At 67.9% G+C, this 16250-nt stretch carries 12 protein-coding genes and 1 pseudogene; 7 read left to right on the top strand and 6 right to left on the bottom strand.

Translation table 11 applies throughout. The features are described 5' to 3' along the window. Positions 1 to 11 precede the first annotated feature (11 nt). The 7 genes from QT386_RS12305 to QT386_RS12275 all read left to right on the top strand — a co-directional run bounded on the left by QT386_RS12305 (position 12) and on the right by QT386_RS12275 (position 9451). Complete coding sequence (locus QT386_RS12305) at positions 12 to 917, top strand: glycerophosphodiester phosphodiesterase (protein ID WP_289274066.1); 906 nt, start codon at positions 12 to 14, stop codon at positions 915 to 917. A gap of 194 nt (positions 918 to 1111) precedes the next feature. Then, positions 1112 to 1570: an SUF system Fe-S cluster assembly regulator gene (locus QT386_RS12300; protein ID WP_289274065.1), complete on the top strand. Its 459-nt coding sequence runs from the start codon at positions 1112 to 1114 to the stop codon at positions 1568 to 1570. A 3-nt stretch (positions 1571 to 1573) separates the two neighbouring features. Continuing rightward, positions 1574 to 3037, top strand: a complete 1464-nt coding sequence (gene sufB / locus QT386_RS12295; RefSeq protein ID WP_289274064.1) for a Fe-S cluster assembly protein SufB — start codon at positions 1574 to 1576, stop codon at positions 3035 to 3037. Positions 3038 to 3164: 127 nt separating this feature from the next. Then, entirely contained in the window at positions 3165 to 3911 is a 747-nt protein-coding gene (gene sufC / locus QT386_RS12290; RefSeq protein WP_289274063.1) for a Fe-S cluster assembly ATPase SufC, read from the top strand. 1 nt (position 3912) lies between these two features. Then, complete coding sequence (sufD, locus tag QT386_RS12285; RefSeq protein WP_289274062.1) at positions 3913 to 5004, top strand: Fe-S cluster assembly protein SufD; 1092 nt, start codon at positions 3913 to 3915, stop codon at positions 5002 to 5004. Continuing rightward, positions 5001 to 6209, top strand: a complete 1209-nt coding sequence (locus tag QT386_RS12280; RefSeq protein ID WP_289274061.1) for a SufS family cysteine desulfurase — start codon at positions 5001 to 5003, stop codon at positions 6207 to 6209. Before sufD ends, QT386_RS12280 begins: the two co-directional genes overlap by 4 nt. A 98-nt stretch (positions 6210 to 6307) precedes the next feature. Then, positions 6308 to 9451 (top strand): EAL domain-containing protein, encoded by a 3144-nt coding sequence (locus QT386_RS12275; RefSeq protein WP_289274060.1) that lies wholly within the window; start codon positions 6308 to 6310, stop codon positions 9449 to 9451. A gap of 344 nt (positions 9452 to 9795) precedes the next feature. Here the strand turns inward: QT386_RS12275 and QT386_RS23430 are convergent. The 6 genes and pseudogenes from QT386_RS23430 to alaC form a co-directional block, all read right to left on the bottom strand. Next, a pseudogene (locus tag QT386_RS23430) lies at positions 9796 to 9900 on the bottom strand (enoyl-CoA hydratase/isomerase family protein); the annotation flags it as partial. Between the two features lie 112 nt (positions 9901 to 10012). Then, on the bottom strand, positions 10013 to 11710 hold the full coding sequence (recJ, locus tag QT386_RS12265; RefSeq protein ID WP_367401432.1) for a single-stranded-DNA-specific exonuclease RecJ: 1698 nt from the start codon (positions 11708 to 11710) through the stop codon (positions 10013 to 10015). Positions 11711 to 11819: 109 nt separating this feature from the next. Next, complete coding sequence (gene thrC / locus QT386_RS12260; protein WP_289274057.1) at positions 11820 to 12941, bottom strand: threonine synthase; 1122 nt, start codon at positions 12939 to 12941, stop codon at positions 11820 to 11822. Positions 12942 to 12974: 33 nt separating this feature from the next. Then, complete coding sequence (locus tag QT386_RS12255) at positions 12975 to 13595, bottom strand: GNAT family N-acetyltransferase (RefSeq protein ID WP_289274056.1); 621 nt, start codon at positions 13593 to 13595, stop codon at positions 12975 to 12977. Between the two features lie 23 nt (positions 13596 to 13618). Further along, positions 13619 to 14926 carry a homoserine dehydrogenase gene (locus tag QT386_RS12250; RefSeq protein WP_289274055.1) on the bottom strand — a complete coding sequence of 436 codons (1308 nt, stop codon included), beginning with the start codon at positions 14924 to 14926 and terminating at the stop codon, positions 13619 to 13621. Next, on the bottom strand, positions 14923 to 16113 hold the full coding sequence (gene alaC, locus QT386_RS12245) for an alanine transaminase (protein ID WP_289274054.1): 1191 nt from the start codon (positions 16111 to 16113) through the stop codon (positions 14923 to 14925). The genes QT386_RS12250 and alaC overlap by 4 nt, the downstream gene beginning before the upstream one ends. Between the last annotated feature and the right edge of the window lie 137 nt (positions 16114 to 16250).

Raw genomic sequence — 16250 nt, 5'->3', positions numbered from 1 at the left:
CGGAGTATCGCATGCGTCCTGTCCTGATCCTCGCCGTCGGCCTGCTGGCCGGCTGCGGCTCCTCGGTGGCCCCCAACGGCGCCGCCACCCCGGTGCTGAAGACCGACCAGGTGATCGTCGCCCATCGTGGCGCCTCCGGCCATGCGCCGGAGCACACCCTGGCCGCCTACGACCTGGCCCTGCAGATGGGCGCTGAGTACATCGAGCAGGACGTCTACTCCACCTCCGACGGCGTGCTGGTGTGCCTGCACGACACCACGCTGGACCGCACCGCCCGTGGCCCGGCGGAGAACTGCACCGGCAACGTCAACAGCAAGACGCTGGCACAGCTGAAGACCTGCGACATGGGCAGCTGGTTCAACGAGACCTATCCGGACCGCGCCAAGCCCGAGTACGTCGGCCAGAAGATTCCGACGCTGGAAGAGGTGTTCCAGCGCTACGGCCGTGACGTGAACTACTACATCGAGATCAAGCCGGGCCTGGACCTGACGCCGCCCTCGGTGGCGCAGCGCCTGCTGGACCTGATGCAGCAGTACGGCCTGCGCGAAGGCTCGGTGCAGCGCCGCCAGGTGCTGGTGCAGTCCTTCATCCCCACCGTGCTGCTGGAGATGCAGCGCCTGGATCCGGAAATCCCGCTGATCCAGCTGATGCAGCCCCTCACCACCAACGCCGCCACCATGGCGCTGATCGCCCGCTACAGCTTCGGCATCGGCCCGCCGATGAGCGACGTCAGCGCCAGCCTGGTACAGCAGGCCCACGGCCTGGGCCTGGCCATGCATCCCTACACGGTCAACAGCACCGAGGACCTGGAACGCATCGCCGGCTATTGCGTGGACGGCATGTTCACGAATTTTCCGGATCGCTATCGCGAGGTCCTGGCGGCGAACAAGTACGACTGTCCGGCGCCGATCCGCTAGGTCCTGCCCGTAGCCCGGTTTGCCGCAGGCAAGCCGGGAGGTATGCCCGGTCGACGCTCCCGGCTCGCTGTGCAAACCGGGCTACGCCGTCTTCTTCATCCTCGGGAATGAGCAAAACGCATCCCAGGGTTGTCCCGGCTGACGCGCAGCAGTAACATGCGCGCCCCAATCAGGACTTCTTTGGTCTTAATTGCATGCTCAAGCTCAGCAAGCTGGCCGATTACGCCACCGTGGTGATGACGCTCATCGCCGCCGAGCCGGCGCGCGTGCACACCGGGGTGGAGCTGGCGGAACGCAGCCACATCCCCGCCCCCACCGTCGCCAAGCTGCTGAAAACATTGACCAAAGGTGGCTTGCTGGAATCCAGCCGCGGCGCCCATGGCGGCTATCGGCTGGTGCGGGCACCGGGCCTGATCTCGGTGGCCGAGGTGATCCGGGCGCTGGAAGGCCCCATCGGGATCACCGAGTGCTCGATCCACGAAGGCAGCTGCGGCCTGGAGTCGCAGTGTGGCACCCGCCATGGCTGGCGCCTGATCAACACCGCGATCCGCCAGGCCCTGGAAGCCGTCACCCTGGACCAGCTGGCGGCCCCACAGCGCCGGTCCGAGACGCCGGTCCAATTCATCAGCGCCACTCGCATGGAGAGGCTCTAACTTATGTCCACGAACCAGGAAGACATCCAGGCCCTGGTGCGCAACCGCACCTATTCCGCCGGCTTCGTCACCGATGTCGACTCCGAAACCCTGCCGCCCGGCCTGAACGAGGATGTCGTCCGCGCCATCTCGGCGCGCAAGCAGGAGCCGGAGTGGCTGCTGGAATTCCGCCTCAAGGCCTACCGCCGCTGGCTGAAGATGACGGAGCCCAAGTGGGCCCACGTGCACTACCCGCCCATCGACTACCAGGCGGTGTCCTACTACTCGGCACCCAAGTCGATGAAGGACGCGCCCAAGTCGCTGGACGAGGTCGACCCGAAGCTGCTGGAAACCTACAAGAAGCTGGGCATCCCGCTGCGCGAGCAGGAGATGCTGGCCGGCGTGCAGCCGCAGGTGGCGGTGGACGTGGTGTTCGACTCGGTCTCGGTGGGCACCACCTTCCGCAAGAAGCTGGCCGAGGCCGGCGTGATCTTCTGCTCCATCTCCGAGGCGGTGCGCGAGCACCCGGAGCTGGTGCGCAAGTACCTGGGCACCGTGGTGCCCTTTGGCGACAACTTCTATGCGGCGCTGAACTCGGCAGTCTTCACCGACGGCTCCTTCGTGTTCATCCCCAAGGGCGTGCGCTGCCCGATGGAACTGTCCACCTACTTCCGCATCAACGAGCGCAACACCGGCCAGTTCGAGCGCACGCTGATCATCGCGGAGGAGAGCAGCCACGTCTCGTACCTGGAAGGCTGCACCGCGCCGCAGCGCGACGAGAACCAGTTGCACGCCGCGGTGGTGGAACTGGTGGCGCTGGATGATGCCGAGATCAAGTACTCCACGGTGCAGAACTGGTACCCGGGCGACGAAAATGGTGTTGGCGGCATCTTCAACTTCGTGACCAAGCGCGGCGACTGCCGTGGCCCGCGCAGCAAGATCAGCTGGACGCAGGTGGAGACCGGCTCGGCCGTCACCTGGAAGTATCCGAGCTGCATCCTGCGCGGCGACGATTCGGTGGGCGAGTTCTACTCGGTGGCGCTGACGCATCACCGCCAGCAGGCCGACACCGGCACCAAGATGATCCACATCGGCAAGCGCACCAAGAGCACGATCGTGTCCAAGGGCATTGCCGCCGGCCACGGCCAGCAGGCCTATCGTGGCCTGGTGCGCGTGTTGCCCGGTGCCGAGGGCGCGCGCAACTACACGCAGTGCGACTCGCTGCTGATCGGCGACAAGTGCGGCGCGCACACCTTCCCTTATACCGAGATCCGTAACCCCAGCGCGATCCTGGAGCACGAGGCCACCACCTCGAAGATCGGCGAAGACCAGTTGTTCTACGCCCGCTCGCGCGGCATCGCCGAGGAGGACGCCGTGTCGATGATCGTCAACGGCTTCTGCAAGGACGTGTTCAAGGAGCTGCCGATGGAGTTCGCCGTTGAGGCCCAGAAGCTGCTTTCCGTTTCACTTGAAGGATCGGTGGGGTGAGCCGGAGGCTGTCGACGATTGCCTTGAATGGCAATCGGCGCCGGCGAACGCCCGGCCATGGAGCGCCGGGCCGGACCCAGGCGCCATGGACGGCACAACCAGACAAAGCTAGCCAGAAAAATTAGCCATGCTTGATATCCAAAACCTGCACGCCCGCATCGAGGGCAAAGACATCCTCCAGGGCATCGACCTGCGCATCGGCGCGGGCGAGGTCCACGCCATCATGGGCCCCAACGGCTCGGGCAAGTCGACCCTGTCGAAACTGCTCGCCGGCCACGAGGACTACACGATCACCGATGGTACGGTAAGCTTCGACGGTGCCGACCTGCTGGAGCTGAACCCGGAGGAGCGCGCCGCCAAGGGCATCTTCCTGGGCTTCCAGTACCCGGTGGAAATCCCCGGCGTGTCGAACATGGTGTTCCTCAAGGCCGCGCTCAATGCGCAGCGCAAGATCCGCGGCGAGAAGGAACTGGACGCCGCCGACTTCCTGGCCTGGGTCAAGCATCGCGTCAAGCAGATGCAGATGAACCCGGCGATGCTCTCGCGCGGCGTCAACGAGGGTTTCTCGGGTGGCGAGAAGAAGCGCAACGAGATCCTGCAGATGCTGGTGCTGGAGCCCAAGCTGATGGTGCTGGACGAAACCGACTCGGGCCTGGACATCGACGCGCTCAAGATCGTGGCCGACGGCATCAACCTGATGCGCTCCAAGGAGCGCTCGGTGCTGCTGGTGACGCATTACCAGCGCCTGCTGGACTACGTGAAGCCGGATTACGTGCACGTGCTGGCCGGTGGCCGCATCGTCAAGTCCGGCGGCCCGGAGCTGGCGCTGGAGCTGGAAGAAAAGGGCTACGGCTGGATCCAGCAGGCGGCCTGAGATGCTCGACCTCTCTCCTTTCCGCCGCGCCTTCGAGGCGCTGCCGGCGGCCGCGCAGACCGGCGAGCGCCGCAAGGCGCTGGACGCCTTCCTGACGGCCGGCTTCCCCTCCACCGACCTGGAAGAGTGGAAGTACACCAATCTCGCCGCCCTGGCTTCGCTGCCTGAGGCGGCACTGCAGCCGGAAGCCGAGCTGGCATCCGCCACCGGCCACGGCGACGCACTGGACGCGCTCAATGCCGCCTTTGCCGGCGGCGTCACCGAGCTGCGCATCCCCTCCAAGACGCGTCGGGAGGAACCGATCCGCCCGAGCGATCGCGCGCACCAGCGCCACCGCCTGTACCTGGAACGCGGCAGCGAAGCCACGATGATCCTCAACTCTTCCGGCGACGGAGTGTTCGAGACCATCTTCGCGGATATCGAGCTGGAAGCCGGCGCGCAGCTGCACCTGATCCGCCTCAACGACGCCGGTGCCGATTCCCACCGCATCACGCGCATCAACCTGCGCCTGTCGCGCGACGCCTGCTGCGACGTGGTCACGGTGGACCTGGGCGGGCGCCTTTCGCGCCACGACCTCAACGTGGACCTCGCCGAGCCCGGCGCAGCGATCCACCTGCACGGCCTCTATGCGCCGACCGGCGACGGTCACGTGGACAACCACACGCGCATCGAGCACCGCGCGCCACATTGCATCAGCCGCGAGCAGTACCGCGGCATCGCCCGCGACAAGGCGCGCGGCGTGTTCAACGGCATGATCCGCGTCCACAAGGACGCGCAAAAGACCGACTCCGAGCAGCGCATCGCCAACCTGATCCTGTCGCCCGGCGCCGAGATCAACGCCAAGCCCGAACTCGAGATCTACGCCGACGACGTCAAGTGCGCGCATGGCGCCACCTTCGGCCAGCTCGACGACGAGGCGCTGTTCTACCTGCGCTCGCGCGGCCTGCCGGAATCCACCGCGCGCGCGCTGCTGACCTGGACCTTCGCCCACGAGGTGCTGCAGCACATCCGCCTGGAAGACGTGCGCGGCCGCGTGACCAAGCGCCTGCTGCGCCAGCTGCCGAACACCGAGCAGCTGGAGGCCCTGCAGTGAGCGGCTACGACCTGGCGCGGGTGCGCGCGGACTTCCCGATCCTGCGCGAGCAGGTCCGCGGCAAGCGCCTGGCCTACCTCGACAACGCCGCTACCACGCAGAAGCCCGAAAGCGTGCTGCGCGCGATGGACGGCTATTACCGGACCTCGAACGCCAACGTGCACCGCGCGGTGCACGAGCTGGCCGAGCGCGCCACCGGCCTCTACGAGGGCGCGCGCGACCGCATCGCCCGCTGGTTCAATTCCACCCGCGAAGAGATCGTCTTTACCCGCGGTACCACCGAGGCCATCAACCTGGTGGCGCGCAGCTTCCTGGCGCCGCGCATCCAGCCCGGCGACGAGGTGCTGCTGACCGGCATGGAGCACCACTCCAACATCGTGCCCTGGCAGCTGGCCGGCGCGAAGACCGTGGCCGCCCCGGTGAACGACGCCGGCGAGCTGGTGTTCGAGGAGTGGCTGAAGCTGATCGGCCCGCGCACCCGGCTGATCTCGGTAGTGCATGTGTCCAACTCACTGGGCACGGTCAACCCGGTGGAAGCCATCATCCGCGAGGCCAAGACCCGCGGCATCCCGGTGCTGGTGGACGGCGCCCAGGCGATCGCCCACTTGCCGGTGGACTTCCCCGCCCTGGGCGCGGATTTCTACGTCTGCTCGGCGCACAAGGCCTATGGTCCCACCGGCTTCGGCTGCCTGGTGGCCCGGCGCGAGCACCTGGAAGCCATGCCGCCCTGGCATGGCGGCGGCGACATGATCCGCACCGTGGCCTTCGAGGGCAGCACCTGGAACGAGGTGCCCTACAAGTTCGAGGCCGGCACGCCCGACATGGCCGGCGCCATCGGCTTTGCCGCAGCGCTGGACTGGATCGGGTCGGTGGGCCTGGAGGCGATCGCCGCCCATGAGCACGCCCTGCTGGAGTACGCCACGCCGCGCGTGGCCGCGATCCCGGGCCTGCGGCTGATCGGCACCGCCGCCAACAAGGGCGGCATCCTGTCCTTCGTCATGCAAGGCGCCCACCCGCACGATATCGGCAGCATCCTGGACCAGGAGGGCGTGGCGATCCGCACCGGCCACCACTGCACCATGCCGCTGATGGAGCGCTTCGCCGTGCCGGCCACCGCCCGCGCCTCGCTGGCGGCCTACAACGGCGAGGATGACATCGACCAGCTGGTTGCTGCACTGCACAAGGTGGTCCGGCTGTTCGGCTGAGCTGGCGGGGCCGGTACTTGCCGGCCTGCAGGCACGATGCCTGCTCTACAACGGGGGGCTGTGGCGGCGCTGTTCCCTGTGCAATCATGGCTTTCCCAATGAATGCTCAGGCCCCCTCTCCGAAAGCCGCCGTCCTGCCGGTCCTGCGCTGGCACGAGACGCTGCAGTTCAAGCTCGCCACGATGCTCACGGTGCTGCTGCTGCTGGGGGTGGCCGCCGCGGCCATCGCCGGCAAGTTCTTCGTGCGCGACGAACTGGCAGGCGAGACCTTCCGCTACGAGCAGGAAAGTGGACGCCGCCTGGCGCTGGAGATCGGCCAGTACGCCGGCCAGGCCGAGGAACTCGCCCGGAGCATTGCCGCCCTGGTGCCGCACTCCCACCCGGACAGCCTGAAGACCCTGGTCCCTGCCCTGGCCGGCGGCAGCCCGCTCGCCGCCGCGGTCGGCATCTGGCCGGAACCCTATACCCTGCGCCCGGACGCCGAGCGCGCCAGCCTGCTGTGGCTGCGCGGCGCCGACGGCCGCCTGCAGCAGCGCGACGACTACAACGACCCTCGCGTGGTGCCCTACTGGCGTGAGCGCTGGTACACGCCGTCTCGCCTGGTCGATGACGACCGTTGCAGCTGGAGCCTCAGCGTGCGCGAGCCGCTGTCCAAGACCGCGACCCTGACCTGCAGCCTGCCGCTGCGGCGTGAAGGCCGCTTCGTCGGCGCGGTGACGGTGGCCCTGCCGGTCCCCACGGTGCTGGAAGCCTTCGCTGCCCACAGCCGCGACCTGCGCGGCTACTCGCTGCTGCTGGACGCCGACAGCAACATCCTGGCCGCCTCGCCGGCCATGGCGGAGAAGCTGCCGAAGGACAAACTGCTCAACCTGGCCGGGCTGGCGCAGGAGTTCGGCGCCTACAACCCGCTGGCCCTGGCGCTGCACGACCGCAACGAGGAACTACTGGAGGAGTTCGCGCAGTCGCCTCTCGCCGCCGCGGCCAAGAAGCTGAAGGCCGACACGCGCGAGCTGTCGCCGGAAGAGGTGCAGACCGTCCTGCTGTCGCTATGGATGAGCGGCAAGGACCGCCGGCTGTGGGAGGCCAAGCCGGGCTTCGTAATACTGTCCGGCGACCCGGTGCTCGGCGGCCGCAGCTATGTCTCCGCCTTCGAGCTCGGCTACCCCGGCTGGCGCGTGCTGCGCGTGACCTCGGCCAGCCAGGGCTTCGCCGGGGCCGATGCCCTGTTCCTGCGCATGCTGGGCCTGACTGCCGCCGCCCTGCTGGTACTGGTGCTGGTGCTGTATCTCGGCTTCCGCGTTCTGGTACTGGGGCCGCTGTCGAAGATGGTGGAGCGCATGTCGGAAACCTCCGGCACCAACGACACGCTCGGCCTGCTGGCCAACGACGGCGCCGCCAACGAGCTGGGGCTGTTCGCCCACTGGCACAACGAGCGCGTGCGCCAGTTGCGCGACGTCACCGACCGCAACATCAGCATCAATTCGCAGCTGGCCACCGAGACCGGTGAACGCCGCCGGCTGCAGGAGTCCTCGGCCCGCCAGCTCGAGCGCCACTCGCTAGCCCTGCAAGCGCTGGACGAAGCGGTGATCAGCACCGACGAGAATGGCCGCGTGGAGGACATGAACCCGGCGGCGGAGCGCCTGACCGGCACGCCGCTGAAGACGGCACGCGGCCAGCCGTTCGCGGAGATCTGCATCACCCGCCACACCGGCAGCGACGGCGCCTCCGAGGGCGGCTCCGACCTGGCCCGCTCCGCCATGGAACGCGGTGCACGCATCGAGCATGGCGACAGCATGGTCATCGTCCCACGCGGCGGTGCGGAACGTCCGGTGATGGCCACCGCGAGCCCCATCCGCACGCGCAGCAACCGCATCGCCGGTGCGGTGGTGGTCCTGCGCGAGCGCAGCGCGGTGCAGGCCGCTGCCACGGCGGGCCTGCCAGCCACCGAGTCCGCGCGTGTCGCAAGCATCAAGGACCCCCTCACCGGGCTGCCGTTGCGCAATGCCTGCGAGCAGCGCCTGCGCGAGCTGATCGACGCCGCCAAGCTGGCGCCGCGCAGCCACGCCATGCTGTGGCTGGACCTGGATCATTTCTCGCGCGTGGCCGACAGCGGCGGCCCCGCGGCGGGCGACGCGGTGCTGGTGCGCCTGGCGGAGCTGCTGGCCAACCTCACCGGCAGCGCCGGGGAGCTTTACCGGATGGGCGCCGACCGCTTTGCGATCCTGCTGGGCAACTCCAGCGCCGATCGCGCCCGTACCTTCGCCGAGGCGCTGCGGCGCACGGTGGCCTCCACCCGCTTCACCTGGGAGGCACGTCAGTACAACCTGACGCCGAGCGTCGGCATCGCCGAATTCAACGGCCAGTCGGAGGGCGCACAGGAAGTGGTGCGCCGTGCCGAGGAGGCCTGCGGTGCCGCCAAGCGCGCCGGCCGCAACAGCATCAAGGTGTACGACGAGAGCATGAGCCGCCACCGCGCGCCGGCCGATGACGCGATCTGGGCCCGCCGCATCCGCAATGGCCTGGAGCAGGGCCTGCTGCACCTCACCACGCAGACCCTGCAGCAGTCGCAGCCACGTCGCGGACAGATGCTGGAGCTGCAACTGGCACTGGAAGACGAGGAAGGCTTCTGGACACCGGCGCCGGGCTTCATGCCGGCGGCAGAACGCCAGCGCCTGGCCGGCGAACTGGATCGCTGGACCATCCAGCGCATGCTCGGCCAGTTGGCACGCCAGCCGGACACCCTAGGGGACTTGGCGCTGCTGTTCATTCCCCTCTCCGGCGTCTCACTGATCGACCCGCGCTTCATCGAGAGCGTGGTGGAGCAGCTGGGCCAGAGCAATGCCGTGACGCCGGATCGCATCTGCTTCCTGGCCGAGCAGAAGGCATTGCTGGCGCACCCGCAGTCGGCGGTGAATTTCGCCGGCGTGCTGCGCTCGATGGGCTGCCGCCTGGCGATCGACGGCTTCAGCGCCCGTGGCTCCGGCGAACTCGCCCTGCTGCGCGCCCTGCCCGCGGAGTTCCTGCGCGTGGATGCCACGCTGTATCCCGCCGCCGCCAGCGATCCGGGCGAGCAGGCCCTGGCCGAATCGGCGCTGCGCCTGGCACGGGCGCTGGAACGCCGCCTGATCGTGCACAACCTCGACGATCCGCGCCTGGCCGAACTGTGGCGCCGCATCGGTGCCGATTATCTCCAGGGCAACGCGCTGGCGCGTGCGGTGCCGCTGGTGTTCCCGGCAGGCTGAGCTTGGGAGCCACAGCAACAGCCATGGCTACGAAAGGCTGCTGCGAAATGACGGCAAACACCCTCTGGAACTCACGAGAGCAAGCACGAAAAAGCGCGCCATAAGGCGCGCTTTCAAGTCCAGATGCCAGATACCCGCAACAGCCTGCTCAGTCCGGCTTGTTCAACGCAGACTGGGCAGACTCAGGATACGGCCTGAACGGTGCCGATTTCATTTGGTAGACGGACGACTTTACCCTCGGTCTCATGAGACTCCAGCAGCCCTTTGATGACGGGAGCGACGCAGGGGCGTTTGCTCTTCACGCCCGGGGGCGATGAATCATTTGCAAGTGAAGCAACCGACTCCTGAACCGTGTCACGCGGCTTGCGCTTCTCCGCAAAGGGCCGCGGGCCTTCCTGGGCGTCTTCGCTGCAGTAGCTGTATTCATGGGCGGCACTTGCGGCCTGCAGTCGACGTAGCCCGGCCTCGCGCAGCGAAGCCGGGATTGCAAGGCTTGCGACGGCGCGCTGGCTCCGCTGCACGAAACCAGGCGCCACGAAAAGCCCGGTGCCGCCAGCAGTATCAAAGCGCCTGCAGGTGCTCGATGCGCAGGTCCAGCGACTCCGCGCCCTGCCAGCGGTTCACCGACAGCGTGAACACCGCCTGCAGTCGGTTGTGCGGCGGCTGCAGGCGCTCGCCGCCGTTGAAGTCCACGGCGGTCAGCGGCGCGCCGCCGGCCGCGCTGCGCAGGCGGTACTTGGCGTGCTGGCCGTCGCTGCCGATCAGGCGCGCGTCGAGTACCTCGAAATGCCCCTCGAACATCGGCTCGGGGAAACCCTGCCCCCAGGGACCGGCATGTTCCAGTTGCAGGGCGGTGGCCAACTGCAGCTCCTCGGCCCGCAGCTCTCCATCCGTCTCCAGCACGCGCTGCAGCTGCGCTTCGCTGAGCCATTCGCGGCAGATCGCGTCGAAGGCCTGGGCGAAGGCCGGCAGGTTGGCCTCCGGCAGGCTCAGACCCGCCGCCATGGCGTGGCCGCCGAAGCGCCCGATCAGGCCCGGCTGGCGCGCGTCGACCGCGGCCAGCGCATCCCGCACGTGCAGTCCATCGATCGACCGAGCCGAGCCCTTCAGCAGGCCCGGCTCCTGCGCGCGCGCAAAGGCGATGGAGGGACGGTGCAGGCGTTCCTTCAGCTTGGATGCCACCAGCCCGACGATGCCCTCGTGCCAGTCCTCTTCGAATAGCACCACGCCGACGGACTCGTTGTCCTCGCTGAGCAGCAGCGCCTCCCCGCTCATCTGCGCCTGCAGTTCGCGGCGCTCGCGGTTGAAGCGGTCGAGCTGCGCCGCCAGGGCCTGTGCTTCCTCCTCGGAGTCCGCCAGCAGGCAGTCGATGCCGGTGCGGATGTCATCCAGGCGCCCGGCGGCATTGATGCGCGGCCCCAGGGCGAAACCGAGGTCCGTCGAGCCGACGCGGGCGGGGTCACGGCCTGCCAGCTTCAGCAGGGCCAGCAGGCCCGGACGGGCGCGGCCGGCACGGATGCGGCGCAGGCCCTGCTCCACCAGGATGCGGTTGTTGTAGTCCAGGCGCGCCAGGTCGGCGACCGTGCCCAGGGCCACCAGGTCCAGCCACTCCGACAGGTTCGGCTCGGCCTGCCCCTCGAAAGCGCCGCGGCTGCGCAGTTCGGCGCGCAGGGCCAGCAGCAGGTAGAACATCACGCCGACACCCGCCATGGCCTTGGAGGTGAAGCCGCAACCCGGCTGGTTGGGATTGACGATGGCGTCGGCCGTGGGCAGTTCCGGGCCCGGCAGATGGTGGTCGGTCACCACCACGCTCAGGCCCAGCTCCTGGGCGTGTTGCACGCCGGCGATGCTGGCGATGCCGTTATCCACCGTCACCAGCACGCCGGCACCAGTCGCCGCCGCCAGTTCCGCCAGCTCCGGCGACAGGCCGTAACCCATGCGAAAGCGGTCCGGCACCACGTATTGCACCTCGGCCGCGCCCAGGGCGCGTAGACCCAGCACGGCCAGCGCGGTGCCGGTGGCACCGTCGGCGTCGTAATCGCCGGCGATGACGATGCCCTCGCCCGCTTCGATGGCGTCCGCCAGCAGCGCCGCCGCCGGCTCGATGCCGAGCAGCCCGGAGGGCGGCAGCAGGTGCTTCAGTTCCAGGGAGAGTTGCGCGGCGGCCACGCCGCGCGCCGCGTAGAGGCGGCGCAGCACCGGATGCAGGGTCTCCGGGAAGCCGCTGGCATCAGCGCCGGGACGGGGGCGGATCAGCAGGGTCAATCAAGCTCTCCCGGATGTGAAAGTGGGAGCGGCTTTAGCCGCGATCTTTTGATGATGCCGAAAAGATCGCGGCTAAAAGCCGCTCCCACAAAACCAGTGCAACTTAGGACAGACGATCCAGCAGCGCCTTCTCCACCGCGCTGCGCGCCGCCGGTACCTGGATCAGGCCCTGCAGGCCGCCTTTGACGATGATGTCCGGGTCCTTGAGGCCGTTGCCGGTCAGGGTGCAGACCACGGTGCTGCCGTTGGGGATCTTGCCGGCCTTGATGTCACGCAGCGCACCACAGAGCGAGGCAGCGGAGGCCGGCTCGCAGAATACGCCCTCCTTCTCGGCGAGGTAGCGCTGCGTCTTCAGGATTTCCTCGTCGCTGCACTCGTCGAACCAGCCGCCCGATTCCTTCTGCGCGGCCCAGGCCTGGTTCCAGGACTGCGGGTCGCCGATGCGGATGGCGGTGGCGACGGTTTCCGGTTCCTTCACCGGGCCACCGCGCAGGAAGGGCGCGGCGCCGGCGGCCTGGAAGCCGACCATCTTCGGGCGACCCGAGACCACGGCGGCGGTGGAGTACTTGCGCAGTTCCACCGGAAGGCTGTTGGAGGCGGTCTCCATGCCGGCCATCTCGGAATAGCCGATCCAGTAGGCGGTGATGTTGCCGGCATTGCCGACCGGCAGGCAGTGGTAGTCCGGCGCGCGGCCCAGGGCCTCGACGATCTCGAAGGCGGCGGTCTTCTGGCCCTGCAGGCGGAAGGGGTTGATCGAGTTGACGATGGTCACCGGGGCGGTCTCGGCGACTTCCTTGACCAGGCGCATGCCGTCGTCGAAGTTGCCCTGGATCTGCACCACCACGGCACCGTGGACCACGGCCTGGGCCAGCTTGCCCAGGGCGATCTTGCCTTCCGGAATCAGTACGAAGGCGGTGATGCCGGCGCGCGAGGCGTAGGCGGCGGCGGCGGCGGAGGTGTTGCCGGTGGAGGCGCAGATGATGGCGCGCGAGCCCTCGTGCACAGCCTGGGTCACGGCCGAGGTCATGCCACGGTCCTTGAACGAGCCGGTGGGATTCAGGCCCTCGAACTTCACGTAGAGCTCGCCCTCGAAGCCGACGTCCTTGGGGATGTTCTCCAGCTTGATCAGCGGCGTGCGGCCCTCGCCGAGCGAGATCGCGCGGACCTCGGGGGCAAACGGCAGGCGGGAGCGGTATTGGTCGATCAGGCCGGTATAGCGGGTCACGTCAGGTTCTCTAGGGGTGCCGAAAAGGGGATTTTACGCCAGTTTGCGTTCCAGGCCGGCCTTCACCGCCGGCCAGTCGCTGTCCGTGACGCTGAAATAGACCGAATGCCGCAGGCGACCGGTTTCCGCGATCATGTGGTTGCGGAACAGGCCTTCCTGGGTAGCCCCGATGCTGGCCAGGGCGCGGCGGGAGGCCTGGTTGAGGGCGTCGGTCTTGAACTCCACGCGGATCAGGCCCAGCGCCTCGAAGGCATGGCGCAGCAACAGGTATTTGGATTCGGTATTGGCGGCGGTGCGCTGGAAGGCCGGGGCGAGCCAGGTCCAGCCGATCTCGACACGGCGGTTCGGGCCATCGATCGCCATGTAGCGCGTGCTGCCGACGATCCGGCCACTGGCCAGGTCGCGCTGCACGAAAGGCAGGAACCTGCCGGCGGCCTGACCCTCCACCGCCTCCTGCACCCAGCGGCGCGTGCGCTCCAGGCCCTGGCCGGAGTGCGTGTACCAGGCCCAGATCGCAGGATCGTCGCCGGCCTCGGCCAACGCGTCGGCATGCTCCAAGGCCAGGGGCTCCAGGCGCAGGTGGCGCCCGGTAAGCGTCACCGGCTCCAGCTTCAGCGGCGTGCGCGCCAGCGCGGCGTGGTGTTCGGCGTTCATGGCAACGCCGGCGCGAGCGCCGGCTAGTCGAACTTCTCGACGCGGAAGCGCGCGATGCCCTCGCGCACGAATGGCAGGGTCTGCATCTCGGCCATGGCGGTAGCCAGGCGCTGCTCGGACACCACCGAGGTGATCAGGGCCACCCTGGCATCCTCGCCGCCGTGTGGCTCGCGCTGGACGATGGCCTCCACGCTGATGTCGTGGGCGGCCAGTATGGCGGTGAGCTTGGACAGCACGCCCGGCTCGTCGGCCACGCGCAGGCTCAGGTAGTTGGCGGACTCGGTTTCGGCCGCCGGCACCAGCGGCAGCGGCTTGACCGCGTCGGGCTGGAAGGCCAGCGCCGGTACGGTGTAGCGCGACTCGCCGCTCAGCGCACGGGCGATGTCCACGATGTCGGCGACCACCGACGAGGCGGTGGCCTCACTGCCGGCGCCGCGGCCGTAGAAGCCGACCTGGCCCACGGCATTGCCCTTGACCAGCACGGAGTTCAGCACGCCGTCGACCTTGGCCAGCAGCTTGTCTTCGGGAATGAAGGTGGGCTGCACACGCAGCTCCACCCCGCCCTCGCTGCGCTTGGCGATGCCGAGCAGCTTGATGCGGTAGCCAAGCTGGCGGGCGTTGGCGATGTCCTGCGAGGTGACGCGGGTGATGCCCTCGGTCGCCACGGCCTCGAAGGACAGCGGGATGCCGAAGGCGATGGACGCCAGGATCGTCAGCTTGTGCGCGGCGTCCACGCCCTCGATGTCGAAGGTCGGATCGGCCTCGGCGTAGCCGAGCTTCTGCGCGGCGGCCAGCGCCTCGCCGAAGTCCTCGCCCTTCTCGGTCATCTGCGTGAGGATGTAGTTGCAGGTGCCGTTGATGATGCCGGCGACGCCCTCGATGCGGTTGCCGGCCAGGCCCTCGCGGATCGCCTTGATGATGGGAATGCCGCCCGCCACCGCCGCCTCGAAGGCCACGGCCACGCCAGCCTTGCGGGCGGCGTCGAAGATGCGGTTGCCGTCCTGTGCGATCAGCGCCTTGTTGGCGGTGACCACGGACTTGCCGCGCGCGATGGCGGCCAGGATCAGCTCCGCCGCCGGCGAATGGCCGCCGATCAGTTCGGCGACGACGTCCACGTCGGCATCGCGGGCAATGCTCATGGAATCCGTGGTGAGCTGCACGCCGGACAGGTCCACGCCGCGCTCGCGGGAGAGGTCACGTGCGCTGGCATGCGTCACGATCACCGGGCGGCCGACACGGCGAGTGATTTCCTCGGCGTTCTCGCGCAGGACCTTGATGACGCCCTGGCCGACGGTGCCGAGGCCGATGAGACCGACTTTGATGGGTTTCATACTTTCGATTCTTTCAACATTTTCTTGATACCGCGGATCGCCTGACGGCTGCGATGCTCGTTCTCGATCAGCGCAAAGCGCACGTGATCGTCACCGTAGTCGCCGAAGCCGATGCCGGGGGAAACCGCCACCTTGGCCTCGTTCATCATCAGCTTGGAAAACTCCAGGCTGCCGAGCTTGGCGAAAGGCTCGGGAATCCTGGCCCAGACGAACATGCTGGCCTTGGGAATCTGCACGTTCCAACCGGCCGAATGCAGGCCCTCGCAGAGCACGTCGCGGCGCTCCTGGTACATCTGCGCGATTTCCTTCACACAGTCCTGCGGGCCTTCCAGCGCGGCGATGGAGGCGACCTGCACCGGCGTGAAGGTGCCGTAGTCCAGGTAGCTCTTCATGCGGCTGAGCGCGTAGCACAGCTCGGGGTTGCCGCACATGAAACCGGTGCGCCAGCCAGGCATGTTGTAGCTCTTGGACAGCGTGAAGAACTCAACGCCCACGTCCTTGGCGCCGGGCACCTGCAGGAACGACGGCGCTTTCCAGCCGTCGAACACGATGTCGGCATAGGCGATGTCGTGGATCACCCAGAAGTCGTACTCCTTCGCCATCGCGACCACGCGCGCAAAGAAGTCCAGCTCCACGCACTCGGCGGTGGGGTTGCCGGGGAAATTCAGGATCAGGAACTTGGGACGCGGCCAGCATTCCTTGATCGCCCGCTCCAGCTCGGCGAAAAAATCCGTGCCCGGCGTCAGGCGCACGTGGCGCACGTCGGCGCCGGCGATGACGGCGCCATACGGATGGATCGGGTACGCCGGGTTCGGCACCATGACCACGTCGCCGCGGTCCAGCGTGGCCAGCATGAGGTGCGCCAGGCCTTCCTTGGAGCCGATGGTGGCCACGGTCTCGCTCTCGGGATCCAGGTCCACGTCGAAGCGGGTCTTGTACCAGCGGGCGATGGCGCGGCGCAGGCGCGGGATGCCCTTGGACACGGAGTAGCGAAACACCGCCGGGTCTTCGCGCTGCACCACCTCGACCAGCTTGTCGACGATGTGCTTCGGGGTGGCCTGGTCGGGGTTGCCCATCGAGAAATCGATGACGTCCTCGCCACGAGCTCGTGCACCCTTCTTCAGTTCGCCGATGACGTTGAAGACGTAGGGGGGCAGTCGCTTGATGCGCGGGAAGTCATTCTTCATGAAGTGGCCTTCATGGCGGATTCCACTGGGAGTTCCGACAGTTAGCAGGAAAAGGGGGCACGTATTATCAAGTCGGCAGCCCGGATGTTCAATGTACAGCCACCCCGGGAAACGACCGGCACAGCGCGAAAGACAGC

Origin of the sequence: Solimonas sp. SE-A11, assembly GCF_030345715.1 — a bacterium.
Lineage (GTDB): Bacteria > Pseudomonadota > Gammaproteobacteria > Nevskiales > Nevskiaceae > Solimonas_A.
This window is presented reverse-complemented; position numbering and strand designations above follow the sequence as displayed.

Excerpts from the sequence above, each read along its gene's own strand:
- alaC (WP_289274054.1), bottom strand. The coding sequence starts at position 16,113 with ATGAAGAATGACTTCCCGCGCATCAAGCGACTGCCCCCCTACGTCTTC.
- QT386_RS12300 (WP_289274065.1), top strand. The coding sequence starts at position 1,112 with ATGCTCAAGCTCAGCAAGCTGGCCGATTACGCCACCGTGGTGATGACG.
- sufB (WP_289274064.1), top strand. The coding sequence starts at position 1,574 with ATGTCCACGAACCAGGAAGACATCCAGGCCCTGGTGCGCAACCGCACC.
- QT386_RS12255 (WP_289274056.1), bottom strand. The coding sequence starts at position 13,595 with ATGAACGCCGAACACCACGCCGCGCTGGCGCGCACGCCGCTGAAGCTG.
- QT386_RS12250 (WP_289274055.1), bottom strand. The coding sequence starts at position 14,926 with ATGAAACCCATCAAAGTCGGTCTCATCGGCCTCGGCACCGTCGGCCAG.
- sufD (WP_289274062.1), top strand. The coding sequence starts at position 3,913 with ATGCTCGACCTCTCTCCTTTCCGCCGCGCCTTCGAGGCGCTGCCGGCG.
- QT386_RS12305 (WP_289274066.1), top strand. The coding sequence starts at position 12 with ATGCGTCCTGTCCTGATCCTCGCCGTCGGCCTGCTGGCCGGCTGCGGC.
- sufC (WP_289274063.1), top strand. The coding sequence starts at position 3,165 with ATGCTTGATATCCAAAACCTGCACGCCCGCATCGAGGGCAAAGACATC.
- QT386_RS12275 (WP_289274060.1), top strand. The coding sequence starts at position 6,308 with ATGAATGCTCAGGCCCCCTCTCCGAAAGCCGCCGTCCTGCCGGTCCTG.